Annotated in this window: 12 protein-coding genes; 8 read left to right on the top strand and 4 right to left on the bottom strand. The window is 74.0% G+C overall.

What is annotated here, in order from left to right:
- Window positions 1–3 precede the first annotated feature (3 nt).
- Window positions 4–1,260: a threonine ammonia-lyase IlvA gene (ilvA, locus tag QWY28_RS02775; protein ID WP_300950774.1), complete on the top strand. Its 1,257-nt coding sequence runs from the start codon at window positions 4–6 to the stop codon at window positions 1,258–1,260.
- 77 nt (window positions 1,261–1,337) lie between these two features.
- Window positions 1,338–2,120: a GAF domain-containing protein gene (locus tag QWY28_RS02770; protein WP_300950773.1), complete on the top strand. Its 783-nt coding sequence runs from the start codon at window positions 1,338–1,340 to the stop codon at window positions 2,118–2,120.
- A 176-nt stretch (window positions 2,121–2,296) separates the two neighbouring features.
- Here the strand turns inward: QWY28_RS02770 and QWY28_RS02765 are convergent, their stop codons facing one another.
- The gene (locus QWY28_RS02765; protein ID WP_300950771.1) at window positions 2,297–3,307 is read right to left on the bottom strand and encodes an AraC family transcriptional regulator; all 1,011 of its coding nucleotides are present in this window, start codon (window positions 3,305–3,307) and stop codon (window positions 2,297–2,299) included.
- Between the two features lie 91 nt (window positions 3,308–3,398).
- Here QWY28_RS02765 and QWY28_RS02760 point away from each other — a divergent pair, with 91 nt between their 5' ends.
- Both QWY28_RS02760 and QWY28_RS02755 read left to right on the top strand, forming a co-directional pair.
- On the top strand, window positions 3,399–4,946 hold the full coding sequence (locus tag QWY28_RS02760) for a flavin-containing monooxygenase (RefSeq protein ID WP_300950770.1): 1,548 nt from the start codon (window positions 3,399–3,401) through the stop codon (window positions 4,944–4,946).
- On the top strand, window positions 4,943–5,923 hold the full coding sequence (locus QWY28_RS02755) for an alpha/beta hydrolase (RefSeq protein ID WP_300950769.1): 981 nt from the start codon (window positions 4,943–4,945) through the stop codon (window positions 5,921–5,923). The genes QWY28_RS02760 and QWY28_RS02755 overlap by 4 nt, the downstream gene beginning before the upstream one ends.
- Window positions 5,924–6,114: 191 nt before the next feature.
- Here the strand turns inward: QWY28_RS02755 and QWY28_RS02750 are convergent, their stop codons facing one another.
- Window positions 6,115–7,122 (bottom strand): 5'-3' exonuclease, encoded by a 1,008-nt coding sequence (locus tag QWY28_RS02750; protein WP_300950768.1) that lies wholly within the window; start codon window positions 7,120–7,122, stop codon window positions 6,115–6,117.
- 106 nt (window positions 7,123–7,228) lie between these two features.
- Between QWY28_RS02750 and QWY28_RS02745 the strand changes: the two genes are divergently transcribed.
- Window positions 7,229–8,767 carry an adenylate/guanylate cyclase domain-containing protein gene (locus QWY28_RS02745; RefSeq protein WP_300950767.1) on the top strand — a complete coding sequence of 513 codons (1,539 nt, stop codon included), beginning with the start codon at window positions 7,229–7,231 and terminating at the stop codon, window positions 8,765–8,767.
- An 85-nt stretch (window positions 8,768–8,852) separates the two neighbouring features.
- Here QWY28_RS02745 and QWY28_RS02740 read toward each other — a convergent pair whose 3' ends face one another.
- Window positions 8,853–9,743 (bottom strand): LysR family transcriptional regulator, encoded by an 891-nt coding sequence (locus tag QWY28_RS02740; RefSeq protein ID WP_300950766.1) that lies wholly within the window; start codon window positions 9,741–9,743, stop codon window positions 8,853–8,855.
- Between the two features lie 155 nt (window positions 9,744–9,898).
- Here QWY28_RS02740 and QWY28_RS02735 point away from each other — a divergent pair, with 155 nt between their 5' ends.
- A complete protein-coding gene (locus QWY28_RS02735; RefSeq protein WP_300950765.1) occupies window positions 9,899–11,401 on the top strand; it encodes an aldehyde dehydrogenase family protein in 1,503 nt (500 codons plus the stop codon).
- 120 nt (window positions 11,402–11,521) lie between these two features.
- On the opposite strand, the gene QWY28_RS02730 is transcribed toward QWY28_RS02735, so the two are convergent.
- Window positions 11,522–12,985: a protein adenylyltransferase SelO gene (locus QWY28_RS02730; protein WP_300950764.1), complete on the bottom strand. Its 1,464-nt coding sequence runs from the start codon at window positions 12,983–12,985 to the stop codon at window positions 11,522–11,524.
- Window positions 12,986–13,227: 242 nt separating this feature from the next.
- Between QWY28_RS02730 and QWY28_RS02725 the strand changes: the two genes are divergently transcribed.
- Both QWY28_RS02725 and QWY28_RS02720 read left to right on the top strand, forming a co-directional pair.
- The gene (locus QWY28_RS02725; protein WP_300950763.1) at window positions 13,228–14,325 is read left to right on the top strand and encodes a sugar ABC transporter substrate-binding protein; all 1,098 of its coding nucleotides are present in this window, start codon (window positions 13,228–13,230) and stop codon (window positions 14,323–14,325) included.
- A 125-nt stretch (window positions 14,326–14,450) separates the two neighbouring features.
- On the top strand, window positions 14,451–15,224 hold the full coding sequence (locus QWY28_RS02720; protein ID WP_300950762.1) for an ATP-binding cassette domain-containing protein: 774 nt from the start codon (window positions 14,451–14,453) through the stop codon (window positions 15,222–15,224).
- The last annotated feature ends 10 nt before the right edge of the window (window positions 15,225–15,234 follow it).

Here is a 15,234-nt window from a genome sequence, read left to right as displayed (position 1 = left end):
GGCGTGGACCTGCCTACCGCGTCGGACGTCGAGCACGCGGCCCGGCTCCTCGGCGACGTCGTCGGCACGAGCCCGCTGCAGCCGTCGCCCCGCCTGTCGGCCGTGACCGGCCTGGACGTCTGGCTCAAGCGCGAGGACCTCCACGAGGTCCGCTCCTACAAGGGTCGCGGCGCCTACAACCTCGTGGCCGGCCTCAGCGCCGAGGAGCGCGAGCGCGGGGTCACCTGCGCGAGCGCGGGCAACCACGCGCAGGGCGTGGCCTTCGCCTGCTCCCGCCTCGGGGTGCGGGCCACGATCTTCCTGCCGCGCACCACGCCCCGGCAGAAGCGCGCCCGGATCGCGGCGCTCGGCGGGCCGCTGGTCGACGTGGTCGTCGACGGCGACACGTACGACGACGCCGACCGCCGCTGCAGGGAGCTGGCCGCCACCACCGGCGCGGTCGTCGTGCCGGCGTTCGACGACCCGCGGACGATCGCCGGCCAGGGGACCGTCGGGCTCGAGGTCCTCGACCAGCTCGCCCGGGCCGGCCGGACCCCCGCAGCCGTCGTGGCGCCCGTGGGTGGCGGCGGCCTGCTCGCCGGGCTGCTCACGGTGCTCGCCGAGCGCGCGCCCGAGGTCACCGTCGTCGGCGTCGAGCCGGCGGGGGCCGCGTCGATGACCGCCGCCCTCGCCGCGGGTGCGCCGGTCGCGCTCCAGGCGGTCGACTCCTTCGTCGACGGCGCGGCCGTGCGCCGCGTCGGCGACTGGACCCACGCCGTCGCCGCCCGGCACCGCCCGCCGGTGCTCGCGGTGCCCGAAGGCCTGGTCTGCGTCGAGATGCTCGACCTGTACCAGTCCGACGGGATCATCGCCGAGCCCGCCGGGGCGCTCGCGAGCGCGGCGGTCCGCGACCACGCCGTCGCCGCGCCCGGGTCGACGGTCGTGTGCGTGCTCTCCGGGGGCAACAACGACGTGAGCCGGTACGCCGAGGTGGTCGAGCGCGCGCTCGTCCACGAGGGGCTGCGGCACTACTTCCTCGTGGAGTTCCCCCAGGAGCCCGGCGCGCTGCGGATGTTCCTCGACGAGGTCCTCGGGCCCGACGACGACATCGTGCTCTTCGAGTACATCAAGCGCTCCAACCGCGAGACCGGGCCGGCCCTGGTCGGCATCGAGCTGCAGCGGCCGGCCGACTACGCGCCGCTGCTGGAGCGGATGACCCGGTCCGGCATCCGCGTCCAGGTCGTCGAGCCGACGAGCCCGCTCTTCCGGATGGTGCAGTAGCGCCGCGAGCGGATCGCCGCCCACCGATCGGGTACCCCGCCCGCACCCGGCGGACGCCGGCCGAGGAGGCGCACGGCATGGCTGCGATGGAACCGCTCCCCGAGACGCGGCGGGCGATCGACGAGCTCGAGCTGGACCCCGCCGTCGACCCGGCGCTCGACGCCGACCCCGACGACGTGCTGGACCAGCTCGTCGCCGCCGGCCGGGAGGTGCGCCGCATCGTGCCCGACTGCCTCGGCCTCAGCCTGTGCCACCTGCGCGACGGCATCGTGCTGACGCTCGTGGCCAGTGACGCCGACGTCACCGTGCTCGACGCGGTGCAGTACCTCGCGGGCGGGCCCTGCGTCGAGGCCGTGGCCGAGGAGTCCGTCCGGGAGGAGACCGCCGAGGACGTCCTGGACGAGGACCGTTGGCAGCTCTTCGCCCGCGCCTCCGCCGCTCGTGCCGTGCGCAGCAGCCTCACGCTCCCGATCCTCGACGGCGGCCGGGTGGTCGGCAGCATCAACCTCTACGGCGCGTCGGGGAACGCCTTCACCGGTCACCACGAGGAGCTCGCCGAGGTCTTCGGCGCCTGGGCACCCGGCGCGGTCGCCAACGCCGACCTCTCCTTCCGCACCCGGCTCGAGGCGCAGCGCGCGCCTGAACGGATCGCCGAGCAGCGCCTGGTCGACACCGCCGTCGGGGTGGTCAGCGAGCAGTCGGGCATCGACGTGGACGCCGCGCGTGCCCGGCTGGTCGAGGCGGCGGCGCGCGCCGGGGTCCCGGTCGCCGAGCTGGCCGAGGCCGTGCTGGAGGCGCTCCACGACCGGCCCGACACCTCCGGCGGGACCGAGGGAGCCGACGGGACCTGGCCGGTCTAGTCCGGGTTTCGCCCGTCGGGGGCCCGGGGACGATGGGGGCCTGCTGGAGGGAGCATGACTGCCGCAAGGCGCCAGCAGGACGGGTCGCCTCCGTGGCCCGTCGGGCTGTTCCGGCCGGTCCCCCCACGTCAGCGGCCGGGACAGCCCACTCGCTCGTGCCCGGGAGCGCCCCCCGGTCAGCCGGGACCGTCGCGGCGGACGGTGCGCGGCGCGCGGCCCCACCAGCGCCGGGCCGAGCGGGAGAGGGCCGACTGCTCGGCGAAGCCGACCATCCCCGCGACCTGGCCGAGCGGCAGGTCGGTGGTGGTGAGCAGCCGCTGGGCGACCTGACGGCGTACGTCGTCGAGGAGCGCGCCGAACGTCGTCCCCTCGCCCTCCAGCCGCCGCTGCAGCGTGCGGGGGTGCATCGAGAGCAGCGCGGCTACGGTGCCGACGTCGACCGGCCGGGTGCCGAGCGCCTCCTGGACGACCGCGCGGACCCGTGGGGCCAGCCGGCGTTCGACGTCGGGGGACTGCTCGGCGAGGAACGCGAGCGCGAGCAGCCGCAGGTTGTCGTTGACCCCGGTCAGCTCGTGCTGGGAGAGCTCGCGGGGCACCCGCAGCACCGCGGCCGGCACGTCGCGACCGGGGCGCACGGGGGCGCCGAAGAACTCCTCGTACGCCGCGGCCGGGGCCGGCGGACGGTAGGGCAGGTCGACGCTGCGCAGGCCGTACGGCCCGCCGACCAGGTAGGTGATCGTGCGGTGCACGAACCCGACCCCGAGGTCGGTGCCCTGCACCGGCCCCGCGGAGGTCGCCGGTCCGTAGAGCAGCGCCGCGGCGGACCGGTCGCCCGAGGGGTCCGGGCCGACGGTGAGGCTCAGCGAGCGGCCGTGGACGAAGAGGTAGCGCGAGGTGCACGCGAGCGCGTCGCCGAGCGTGGGGGAGTGCTGGATGGCGACCGCGAGCGAGCCGAGCATCGCCAGGTCCTGCCGCGCGGCGATCCGCAGCCCGAGGTCCGGCGCGCCGAGCTCGCGGGCGGCGAGCTCCAGCACGGTGGCGGCCGCCTGCTCGTCGACCAAGACGTCGTCGCGGTCCAGCGCCTCGACCGGCAGCTGCGCGGCACGCGCCAGCCGCTCGGCGTCCCCGCCGAGCTCGGCGACGGTCGCGCGCAGGCCGCGCAGGCCGGCCGAGCGGATGTGACCCATGCCGGCCAGCCTGCGGCAGGTGTCGCGATCGGGCAAGTTCGTGTCGCGTCGGGACAAGTGTGTGGCGGACCGCTGGCGGAGGATGGCAGGCATGGAGCAGAGCGAGCACGTCGACGTCGTGGTGGTCGGAGCAGGCCTGTCGGGGGTCGGGGCGGCGTACCGCCTGCAGACCGAGCGGCCGGGCACGACGTACGCCGTCCTCGAGGCGCGCGCGGACCTCGGCGGCACCTGGGACCTCTTCCGCTACCCGGGCGTGCGGTCGGACTCCGACATGTACACGCTGGGCTACTCCTTCAAGCCCTGGCGCGACGGCCGCTCGCTCGCCGACGGCCCGTCGATCCTGCGCTACATCCGCGAGACGGCGACCGAGCACGGCATCGACCGGCACATCCGGTTCTCCAGCAAGGTCGTCGGCGCCGACTTCGACACCACCGCGGGCCGCTGGACGCTGACCGTGGAGGACACCGTCACCGGCGAGCGGCGCACGCTGACGTGCGGCTTCCTCTACTCCTGCGCCGGCTACTACGACTACGACCACCCGCACGACCCGCAGCTGCCGGGCGTGGAGACGTACGCCGGCGCGCTGGTGCACCCGCAGTTCTGGCCAGAGGACCTCGACGTCTCGGGCAAGCGCGTGGTGGTGATCGGCTCCGGCGCGACCGCCGTGACGCTCGTGCCGTCCCTGCTGGAGGGCGGCTCCGAGGCGACCGGCGCGGCCGCCCACGTCACCATGCTGCAGCGCACGCCCACCTGGATCAGCGCCGTGCCCGCGAAGGACAAGAAGGCCGAGAAGATCAAGAAGGTGCTGCCCGCCGGCGCGGCCCACCACGTCATCCGGGCGAAGAACATCGCCTTCAGCACGGCCTTCTACCAGTTCTGCCAGCGTCGGCCCCAGCAGGCGCGGAAGCTGCTCACGGGCCTCTCGACCCGGATCCTCGGCGACCCGCAGCTGGTCGCGGACCACTTCACGCCGTCGTACGACCCCTGGGACCAGCGCCTCTGCGCGGTCCCCAACGCCGACCTGTTCCGCGTCATCAAGGACCGCCGCGCGGAGGTCGTCACCGACCGGATCGACTCCTTCGTGCCCGAGGGGATCCGGCTGGCGTCCGGCCGCGTCCTCGAGGCCGACGTCGTGGTCACCGCCACCGGCCTCAAGCTGCTCGCCTTCGGCGGCATCGAGCCACACGTCGACGGGCAGCGGGTGGACCTGGCCGAGCAGTACGTCTGGAACGGCGCGATGATGACCGGCGTGCCGAACTTCGCGGTGTGCATCGGGTACACCAACGCCTCCTGGACGCTGCGCGCCGACCTCACCCACCGGCTGGTCACCAAGGTGCTGGCCTGGATGGAGCGCACCGGTGAGCGGGCCGTCGTCCCGCAGGTCGACGGTGGCCTGTCGCCGCGGCCGCTGCTCGACCTGGCCGCGGGCTACGTCCAGCGCTCGATCGGCGCGTTCCCGCGCCAGGGCGACCGGGCGCCGTGGCTGGTGCGGCAGAACTACGTGCTCGACTCGCTCCGCACCCTGCGCACCGACCTGTCCCGCACGCTCGTCCCCGTGCGTCCGGGCTACACGCCGGGCGCCGAGGTGACGGGGGCGGGTGCCGGGGCGGCCGACGAGCTCGTGGAGGTGGGCGCGTGAGCGGGACCTGGGAGCCGGACCTGCTCGGGGACGGCTACGAGCAGCAGGTGCTCGAGCTCGGCCCGGACCCCGACGGAGAGGGCGAGGTGTGCGCGGTCGTCGTGCGCCGCGTCGTACGACCGGAGGAGAAGGTGCGCGGCGCGGTGCTCTACGTGCACGGCTTCTCCGACTACTTCTTCCAGACCGGCCTCGCCGACTTCCACGCCGAGCGCGGGCTGGCGTTCTACGGCCTGGACCTGCGCAAGTCCGGCCGTGCGCGCCGCTCGGGCCAGACCGCGCACTACGCCTCCGACCTCGAGCAGTACGACGCCGAGCTGGAGCGGGCGATGGAGATCATCGCCGCCGACCACGGCGTCGACACCCCGGTGGTGGTGCTCGCGCACTCCACCGGCGGGCTGATCACGCCGCTGTGGCTGGACCGCCGGCGTCGCGCCGGCCGGACCGCGCCGGTCGCCGGGCTCGTGCTCAACAGCCCGTGGTTCGACCTGCAGGGCCAGCCGGTGCTGCGGGGGCCGGTGACCCAGGCGCTGCGCGTGCTGGCCAAGGTCGCCCCGCTGCGGGCGCTCGACCTGCCGAAGAGCACGGTGTACGGCGACTCGTTGCACACCAGCGGCAAGGGCGAGTGGGACTACGACGTCGTGCTCAAGCCGCTCGAGGGCTTCCCCGTCACGGTCGGCTGGCTCAACGCCGTGCGCCGCGGCCACGCCCGCCTCCACCGCGGGCTCGAGGTCGGCGTGCCCTCGCTCGTGCTGCGCTCGGACAAGACCCACTACGCCCGCGAGCACACCGACGCCAGCGACCGCGCCGACACCGTCCTGGACGTCAAGCAGATCGCCCGCTGGGCCGGCTGCCTCGGCGGCGAGACCACGGTCGTCCCGGTCGTCGACGCCCGGCACGACGTCTTCCTGTCCCTGCCCGCGCCGCGCGCCGCGGCGTACGACGTGCTGGGCGAGTGGCTGGACCGGCACCTGGGCTGAGGTCGGCGCTGCCGGCCGGGGTCGGGGCTGCTGGCTGGGGCTGCACCATCGCGCAGTTGAACGATGGCGACGGGTTTCGGGCCGGGCAGGCGACAAAACCGCGCACTTGAACGATGGCGACGGGTTTCGGGGCCCGGCAGGCGACAAAACCGCGCAATTGAACGATGGTGCGCGCGGAACGAGCACCCGAGCTAGGACGCGCCGCGCCCGACGGACGCCGGCGGCTCGGTGAGCACGCGCAGCGCCAGCGCGGTCGTCGACTCGACGCCGAGGTGGCCGACGACGCGGGTGACCCGGTCGGCGTCGAGCGGCAGCAGGCCCGGTGACCCGGGCACGTCCGGCGTCAGCCGCAGGTCGACCTCGCGGCCGCGCATGATCGAGAGGTTGAACTCGTACCGCTCGCGCGCCCCCGGCGCGGTCAGCCGCGTCAGCAGCCGCCGCCCGACCCGCGCAGTGCCGGTCTCCGCGCACCAGGAGTCGACCGCCGCGACGACGGTGGCGCCGGCGCAGTGGTCGATGTCGGCCCACACGGCCTGCATCGAGCCGGCCTGCGCGAGCAGCACGGCAGCGGTCTTCTCGCCGATGCCGGAGACGCCGGGCAGGTTGTCGCTGGCGTCCCCGCGCAGCGCGGCGAACTCCAGGTAGCTCGTCGCCGCCACGCCGTACATCGCGTGCAGCCGCTGCGGGGTGAGCAACGGCGAGGCCGAGATGCCGCCGTCGATGAGTCGCAGCACCGACGTGTGCTCGCTGATGTGTGCGAACGAGTCGCGGTCGGAGGTCACGAGCACGCAGCTCCACCCCTCGCGCTCGGCCCAGGTCGCCGCCGTGGCGTTGACGTCGTCGGCCTCGAGCCCGGGCGGGGTGACCGCCAGCAGGCCGAGCGCGTCCAGCAGCGCGCCGGCCCGCTCGAGCTGGTCGACGAGGGTCGCGTCCTTGGGTGCGCGGCCCGCCTTGTACGCCGGGTACGCCGCCTCGCGCTCCGACGAGGTGCGGTCGTCGAGCCCGAACAGCACCGCGTCCGGGGCGAACTGGTCGACGGCCTCGAGGATCTGCCGCAGCATCCCGTGCAGTGCCCACGCCGGGCGGCCGCCCCGGTCGCGCAGGTCGGAGTGCGCGCGGGCGTGGTGGTTGCGGTGCAGCAGCGACGGAGCGTCGACGGCGAGCAGCAGCTGGCGGGGACGGTCGGGTGGCAGGCGCATGACGGTGCCCGCGAGCCTACGTCCCGCCACGGGAAGGGCCCCGGTCCCGGTACGGTCGGGCCACACGGACCCGCGCCCACCGCGCGGTCGCGGACCGGAGGTGCGGATGGGCAGGCGCTCGGCACCGTTCGGCGCGCGCGTCCTGGGGCGGCCCGACCAGTCGGTGCGCGCCCTGCGCCTGCGGGTACAGCTGCTGCTGACCGTCATGCTGGTCAGCACCAACGTCATCGCCGCCGGCGTCGTCTTCCTCATCGCGTCCTTCGTCGTGCCCGCACCCCGGCCGACGAGCGCAATGGTCGTGGCGCTGGCGATCGCGGTGCCGACGTACGTCGGCGTGGCGGTCGTCATCGGGATCGGGGTCGGCACGCGACTGAGCCTGCGCGCCCTGCGGTGGGCGACCCTGGGCCGGGAGCCGGACCTGCGGCAGCGCCTGGCCGCGTTGCGCGTGCCGCTGTGGCTGACCGTCATGCAGGGCGCGCTGTGGCTCGGCGCGACCGTGCTGTTCACGACGCTGTCCCTGGCGCTCCAGCCCGAGCGTGCCCTCGGGTCGGGGGTGGCCGTCGGGATCGCCGGCCTGGTGGCGTGCGGCATCGCCTTCCTGCTCGCCGACTTCGTCATGCGGCCGATCTCGGCCCGCGCCCTCGACGGCCTCGCGGTCACCCACCGGCCGCGCGGCGCCGGCGTCGGCGGCCGGATGGTGCTGTTCTGGTGCTTCGGCACGGCCGCGCCCGTCGGGGGGATGGTGGTGGCCTCCGTCGTCGGCCTCGCCGGCGACGACGACGTACGGGAGCGGCTGCCGTTCACCGTCCTGGCGATCAGCGCGGTCGTCCTCGTCTTCGGCCTGCTGACCACGGTGCTCAACGCCCGCTCCATCGTCGCGCCGGTCATCTCGGTGCGCGACGCGCTGCTCGACGTCGAGCGCGGCGACCTCGAGCGCGAGGTGGTGGTCTTCGACGGCACCGAGCTCGGCTCCCTGCAAGCCGGCTTCAACGCGATGGCCCAGGGCCTCCGCGAGCGCGAGCAGCTGCGCGACCTGTTCGGCCGGCACGTCGGCCGCGACGTCGCGCTGGCCGCGGCCGCGCGCGGGGTCGAGCTCGGCGGCGAGGCGCGCGTGGTGTCGGTGCTCTTCATCGACCTCGTCGGCTCCACGACGTACGCCACCCGACACGAGCCGGCCGAGGTCGTGCGCACCCTCAACCGGTTCTTCGGCGTGGTGGTCGAGGAGGTCGACCGGCAGCAGGGGCTGGTCAACAAGTTCATCGGCGACGCGGTCCTGGCGGTCTTCGGGGCGCCGGTCGACCACCCCGACCACGCGACCGCGGCGCTGGCCGCGGCCCGCGCGATGGCGCGGCGGCTCGTCGACGAGGTCCCCGAGATCGACGCCGGGATCGGCGTCGCGACGGGCGAGGTGGTCGCGGGGAACGTCGGCGCCGCGAGCCGGCTGGAGTACACCGTCATCGGCGACGCCGTGAACAGCGCCGCCCGCCTCACCGACCTCGCCAAGGAGGTCCCCGGCTGCGTGCTGGCCGCCTGGCAGACCATCGAGACCGCGACCCCCGACGAGGCCGAGCACTGGAAGCGGCACGACCCCGTCGTCCTCCGTGGCCGGCACGAGGAGACCGAGACCGGCGTCCTCTGCGGCTGACCGGGAGGGGTGTGCAGCGACTCTACGGTCGCTGCACACGCGTCAGGAGCCGTGTGGAGCGACCACAAGGTCGCTGAAGACCCCCTCAGCGGAGCTCGGCCGCGCGCGCCTGCACCTCGCTGCGGATCGCGGCGAGGGCGGCGACGGCCGGGGCACGGCGCACGCTCGCGCTGGCGAGGGCCGCCACGAAGCCGAGCTCGACGCGGACCCGGCTGGTGAGCACCGGCTCCAGCCCGGTGGCGCGGCGTGCGAGGAACTTCGGCAGCAGCGCGATCCCAGCCCCGGCCCGAGCGGCCTCGAGCTGCGCGAACACGCTGGTCGCGCCGAGCTGCACCGCGCGCTCCGCGAAGAGCCGGTCGACCAGCTGCAGGTCGCTGACCCGCAGCGACCCCTCGACGTAGTAGACGAGCGCGTGCTCCTCCAGCTCCGCCTGCGAGCGCGGGCGACCGGCGCGGTCGAGGTAGGAGGGCGCCGCGAAGAGCCCCAGCTCGTACGTCGCCAGGTCGATCGTCCGGATCCGCGGCGACAGCGGCTCGCCGACGCCGACCTCCACGTCGGCCCCGCTGCCGTGCACGATCGGTCGGGTGGCGGCGGTCAGCTCGACGGTGACCCGCGGGTGCCGACGGCGCAGCGCGGCGAGCGCCGGCGCGGCGTACACCGCGGCGAACGCCTCGGGCGCCGAGACCCGCACGAGCCCCGCGAGCTCGCCCTCGCCGTCCCCGTCGGTGGTCAGCGCGTGCCGGGCGGTCGTGACCGCGCGCTCCACCGACTCCGCGGCGGGCAGCAGCGACCGGCCCAGCTCCGTGAGGTGGCAGCCGCGGGTCGTGCGGGAGACCACCGGTGCGCCGACGGTCGCCTCGAGCGCGTCGAGGCGGCGCGAGACGGTCGAGTGGGTGAGCCCGAGCGCGGTGGCCGCGGCGCTGAGGTTGCCGGTGCGGGCGACCTCCAGCAGCACGACCAGGTCGTCGGCGCGCATCGACCACCCTCTCCTCCGGCGTGCTCGCGGCTGTGCATCCTTGCACAGCCGGTGTGCGGGTCTTGGCGTTGTCCGGCGGGCCGACGTGGGCGAACCTGTACGACGTCCGCGCCCGCGCGCGCACGCCGTACCCCGAGCCGTAGGAGGCCGCCCCCGTGAAGCTGCAGACCACCATCGACGCCCCCGACGCCGGCACCCCCGACTGGCCGATGCTCATCGGTGGGGAGTGGGTGGCCTCCGAGAGCGGCGAGTGGCGCGACGTGGTCACCCCGGCGCGTGCCGAGCAGGTCCTCGCCCGGGTGCCGGAGAGCACGAAGGCGGACCTCGACCGTGCCGTCGCCGCCGCGACCGCGGCGCTCCCGGCCTGGCGGGCGCTGCACTTCCGCGAGCGCGGCGCGATCCTGCTGCGCATCGCCGACGCCCTCGAGGCACGCGCGGAGGACTTCGCGCAGCTGACCGCGCAGGACACCGGGAACGCGCTGCGCACGCAGGCGCGCCCGGAGTCGGCGACGCTCGTCGCGCTGTTCCGGTACTTCGGCGGCGTGGCGGGCGAGTTCAAGGGGACCGTGCTGCCGGCCGGCGACGACCAGCTGCAGTACACCCGGCTCGAGCCGCTCGGCGTCGTCGGCGCGATCCTGCCCTGGAACTCGCCGCTGATGATCGCCGCGATGAAGCTGCCGGCCGCGCTCGCCGCCGGGAACACCCTCGTGGTCAAGCCGGCCGAGGACGCCCCCCTCACGATCCTGCTGCTCGCGCAGGTCATGTCCGAGCACCTGCCCGCCGGCGTCCTCAACGTGGTCACCGGTGTCGGGGAGACCGTCGGCCAGGCGATCTCCGAGCACCCGGGCATCCACAAGGTGTCCTTCACCGGCTCCTCCGAGGTCGGCCGCATCGTCGGCGCCACCGCCGGCGGCCGGCTCGCCCACCAGTCCCTCGAGCTCGGCGGCAAGAGCCCGAACATCGTCTGCCCCTCTGCCGCGACGCCGGACGTCATCGAGGCCACCGCCGAAGGCGTCCTGCTCGCGATGCGCTTCACCCGCCAGGGCCAGTCGTGCACCGCCGGGTCGCGGCTGTTCCTGCACGAGGACGTGCACGACGAGTTCCTCCGCGTGCTGGTCGAGAAGGTCTCCGCGCTCAAGGTCGGCGACCCGCTCGCCGAGGAGACCGACATGGGAGCGATCATCAACCGGTCGCAGTACGAGCAGGTCCTCGACTACATCGAGGACGGCAAGGCCCAGCCCGGCGTCCGCGTCGCCCTCGACATGTCCCGCGAGGTGCCCGAGGGGCTCGAGGGCTACTACCAGGGCCCGACGATCCTCGCCGGCGTCGCCAACGACTGGCGGATCGCCCGCGAGGAGGTCTTCGGCCCGGTGCTGGTCATCATCCCGTGGAACGACGAGGACGACGTCGTCCGCATGGCCAACGACTCCCACTACGGCCTCGCCGCGTTCGTCTGGTCGCGCGACATCGACCAGGCGCTCGGCCTCGCCCACCGGATCGAGTCCGGCTGGGTCCAGGTCAACCAGGGCGGCGGCCAGGTCGTCGGCCAGTCCTACGGCGGCTACAAGTCCTCCGGCATCGGCCGGGAGTTCTCCATCGAGGGCGCCATCGAGGGTTTCACCCAGACCAAACAGATCAACGTCAAGCTCGGCCGCTGAGGCACGCCCGGACGCAAAGTTTCATCGGCTGGCCGCTCAAACTCCCGGTGGGCCGATGAAACTTCGTCGGCCCACCGACAACTGCGTCGGCCGGCCGATGAAACTTCGAGCCCGCCGACCTCACGTCCCGCAGTACGTCGTGTAGGAGCCGAAGTCGGGCGGGGCGGGGGTGGCGTACCGCTCCAGCCCGGGCCGCTCGTCGTACGGCGACCGCAGCACCTCGACGAGCCGCTCGACCGGCTCGAGGTCACCGGCCGTCGCGGCGTCGAGCGCCTCCTCGACCAGGTGGTTGCGCGGCACGTAGACCGGGTTGACCCGGTCCATCGCGTCGGCGTCGGGGCCGAGCGCCCGCCACCGCTCGAGCCAGTCGTCGAGCGGTCGCAGGTCGAGCACCAGCCCGCGCACGGGCTCGGCGTCGCCGCGGGCCGCCGAGGAGAGGGCGCGGAAGAACGACGTCCAGTCGACGTGGCCCGATCGCAGGATCGGGAACAGCTCGTCGACGAGCGGGACGAGCACGTCGTCGGCGAGCCCGGCCGGGAGCCCTGTCTTGCGCCGCACGAGGTCGGTGAACGCCGCGCTGTAGGCGACGCGGAAGCCGCCCAGCGCCTCGGTCGCGATCTCGATCGCGCGGTCCTCGGACTCATCGAGCAGCGGCAGGAGCGCCTCGGCGAGCCGGGCGAGGTTCCACTCCGCGACGACCGGCTGGTTGCCGTAGGCGTACCGCCCGCCCTCGTCGATCGAGCTGAACACCGTCGTGGGGTCGAAGGCCTCCATGAACGCGCACGGCCCGTAGTCGATGGTCTCGCCCGACAGCGCCATGTTGTCGGTGTTCATCACGCCGTGGACGAACCCGGCCGCCATCCACTGCGCCACCAACGAGGCCTGCGCCGCGACCACCCCCTCGAGCAGCGCGAGGTACGGCGCGTCGGCCTCGCGCGCTGCGGGGTGGTGCCGCTCGATCGCGTGGTCGGCGAGGCGGCGCAGCAGGTCGAGGTCGCCGGTGGCCCGGGCGTACTGCACCGTGCCGACCCGCAGGTGGCTCGAGGCGACCCGCGCCAGCACCGCGCCCGGCAGCACCGTCTCGCGCTGCACCTTCCGGCCGGTCGCGACCACCGCGAGCGAGCGGGTCGTCGGGATGCCCAGGGCGTGCATCGCGGTCGAGACGACGTGCTCGCGCAGCATCGGCCCGACCGCCGCGAGGCCGTCGCCGCCGCGCGCGAACGGCGTGCGCCCCGACCCCTTGAGGTGCAAGTCGCGCAGGCCGCCGCGGCCGTCGGACAGCTCGCCCAGCAGCAGGGCCCGGCCGTCACCGAGGCGTGGGGAGAAGCCGCCGAACTGGTGGCCGGAGTAGCCCTGGGCGACCGGCCGCGCCCCGGCGGGGACGACGGTGCCGGTGAGCAGGCCGAGCCCGTCGGGGGTGCGCAGCCAGTCGGCGTCGAGGCCGAGGTCGGCGGCGAGCCGCTCGTCGAGCGCGAGGAGGCGCGGCTCGGGGGTCTCGGCGGCCTGCCAGGGGACCGCGAGCTCGGGGAGCTCGTCGGCGAAGCGGTGGCCGAGCTGGACGGTGGAGGAGGGCGCGACGGTCACCCCCTCGACAGTACGTCGCCGGGCGGCGCTCCGACGACCCACGCATCGACGGCGCCCGCCTGCACCCGCCGTACCTCGTCGGGCCCGGTCTGTCAGGTCACGATCCGGAAACGTCCGGACAACCTGGCTGTCACCTCTGGACGTGCCCGCCGTCACACCATATGTTGTGCCGCACAACAAACGCGCGATGCCTGCCGGCGGTCGGTGAGCAGCGCGGACGAACGCTGTAGGAGGCGGATCGCGTGAAGCGGAAGCACAGCCTGGCCCTGGCGGCCCTCATGGGCCTGGCCATGACCGTGACGGCCTGCGGGTCGGACGACGGCGGCGAGAGCGCCGGCGACGGCGGCACCAGCCAGAGCGGCGGCGCCGAGGGCAAGATCGGCGTCATCCTCCCCGACACCGAGTCGTCGGTGCGCTGGGAGAGCGCCGACCGCCCGGCCCTCGCGGAGGCCTTCGAGGCCGCCGGCGTGGAGTACGACATCCAGAACGCCGAGGGTGACGCGGAGCGGATGACCCAGATCGCCGACACCATGATCGGCGACGGCGTCACCGTCCTCGCGATCGTCAACCTCGACTCCGAGTCGGGCGCGGCGATCCAGGAGAAGGCGTCCTCGCAGGGCGTCGCCACCATCGACTACGACCGGCTGACGCTGGGCGGCTCGGCGGAGTACTACGTCTCCTTCGACAACACCGTCGTCGGCGAGCTGCAGGGCCAGGGCCTCGCGGACTGCCTGGGTGAGAAGGACGCCAACATCGTCTACCTCAACGGCTCGCCCACCGACAACAACGCGACCCTGTTCGCCGAGGGCGCTCACAGCGTCCTCGACGGCATGTCCAACTACAAGGTCGTCGGCGAGCAGGCCGTCCCGGACTGGGACAACGAGGAGGCTGCGACGATCTTCCAGCAGCTCTACACCGCCGCCAACGGCAAGGTCGACGGCGTCCTGGCCGCCAACGACGGCCTCGCCGGCGCCGCGATCGGCATCCTCGAGGGCAACGGCCAGGCGGGCAAGGTCCCGGTCACCGGCCAGGACGCGACCGTCGAGGGCCTGCAGAACGTCCTCGCCGGCACCCAGTGCATGACGGTCTACAAGTCCGCCACGCAGGAGGCCGAGGCGCTCGCCGAGGCCGCGATCGCGCTGGTCAACGGTGACGAGGCCGAGACCACCGGCACCACCACCGACAGCGAGGGCGGCCGCGACGTGCCGTCGATCCTGCTCGAGCCGCAGTCCATCACCAAGGACAACGTCGGCGACGTGATCGAGGACGGCGGCCAGAAGGCCGAGGACGTCTGCACGGGCGAGTTCGAGAAGCTCTGCGCCGACGCCGGGATCTCCTGACCCGACCGAGCACCCGCAGGACGGCGGGCTCGCCCGCCCGGCCTGACCGAGAGGCGCCCGGGCCACACTGGCCCGGGCGCCTTTCGTCCATCCGAACAACAAATTTCCGAGGAGAGTAGGACTCCATGACTCAACCGCTGCTCGAGCTGCGCGGGGTCAACAAGAGCTTCGGTGTGGTGCACGTCCTCCACGACGTGGACTTCGCGGTGTACCCCGGACAGGTCACCGCGCTCGTCGGTGACAACGGCGCCGGCAAGTCCACGCTGGTCAAGATCATCGCGGGCATCTACGGCCGCGACAGCGGCGACTACGTCTTCGAGGGCGAGCAGGTCACCGTGCACGGCCCGCGCGACGTCGCCGCGCTCGGCGTCGAGGTCGTCTACCAGGACCTCGCGCTGTGCGACAACCTCGACATCGTCGAGAACATGTTCCTCGGCCGCGAGGAGACCAAGGGCATCGGCCTCGACGAGGTCACCATGGAGGCCCGCGCCCGCGAGACCCTCGCCTCGCTCTCGGTCCGCACCGTGAAGTCGGTGCGCCAGAGCGTCTCCAGCCTCTCCGGCGGGCAGCGGCAGACGGTCGCGATCGCCAAGGCCGTGCTCTGGAACTCCAAGATCGTGCTGCTCGACGAGCCCACCGCGGCGCTCGGCGTCGCCCAGACCCGCCAGGTCCTGGACCTGGTACGCCGCCTGGCCGACCGTGGCCTCGGCGTCGTGCTGATCTCGCACAACATGACCGACGTCTTCGAGGTGGCCGACCGGATCACGGCGCTCTACCTCGGCCGGGTCGCGGCCGACGTGCCCGCCAAGGACGTCACCCACAGCCAGGTCGTCGAGCTGATCACCGCCGGCCGGTCCGGTGACCTCGGCATCACCAACGTCGCGACCGCCACGATCTGAGGACGAGACC

The organism is Nocardioides oceani, from assembly GCF_030412965.1.
Lineage (GTDB): Bacteria > Actinomycetota > Actinomycetes > Propionibacteriales > Nocardioidaceae > Nocardioides > Nocardioides oceani.
This window is presented reverse-complemented; position numbering and strand designations above follow the sequence as displayed.

Coding starts and splice junctions, on each gene's coding strand:
- QWY28_RS02740 (WP_300950766.1), bottom strand. CDS start 9,743: ATGCGCGCCGACGACCTGGTCGTGCTGCTGGAGGTCGCCCGCACCGGC.
- QWY28_RS02760 (WP_300950770.1), top strand. CDS start 3,399: ATGGAGCAGAGCGAGCACGTCGACGTCGTGGTGGTCGGAGCAGGCCTG.
- QWY28_RS02750 (WP_300950768.1), bottom strand. CDS start 7,122: ATGCGCCTGCCACCCGACCGTCCCCGCCAGCTGCTGCTCGCCGTCGAC.
- QWY28_RS02770 (WP_300950773.1), top strand. CDS start 1,338: ATGGCTGCGATGGAACCGCTCCCCGAGACGCGGCGGGCGATCGACGAG.
- QWY28_RS02745 (WP_300950767.1), top strand. CDS start 7,229: ATGGGCAGGCGCTCGGCACCGTTCGGCGCGCGCGTCCTGGGGCGGCCC.
- QWY28_RS02765 (WP_300950771.1), bottom strand. CDS start 3,307: ATGGGTCACATCCGCTCGGCCGGCCTGCGCGGCCTGCGCGCGACCGTC.
- QWY28_RS02720 (WP_300950762.1), top strand. CDS start 14,451: ATGACTCAACCGCTGCTCGAGCTGCGCGGGGTCAACAAGAGCTTCGGT.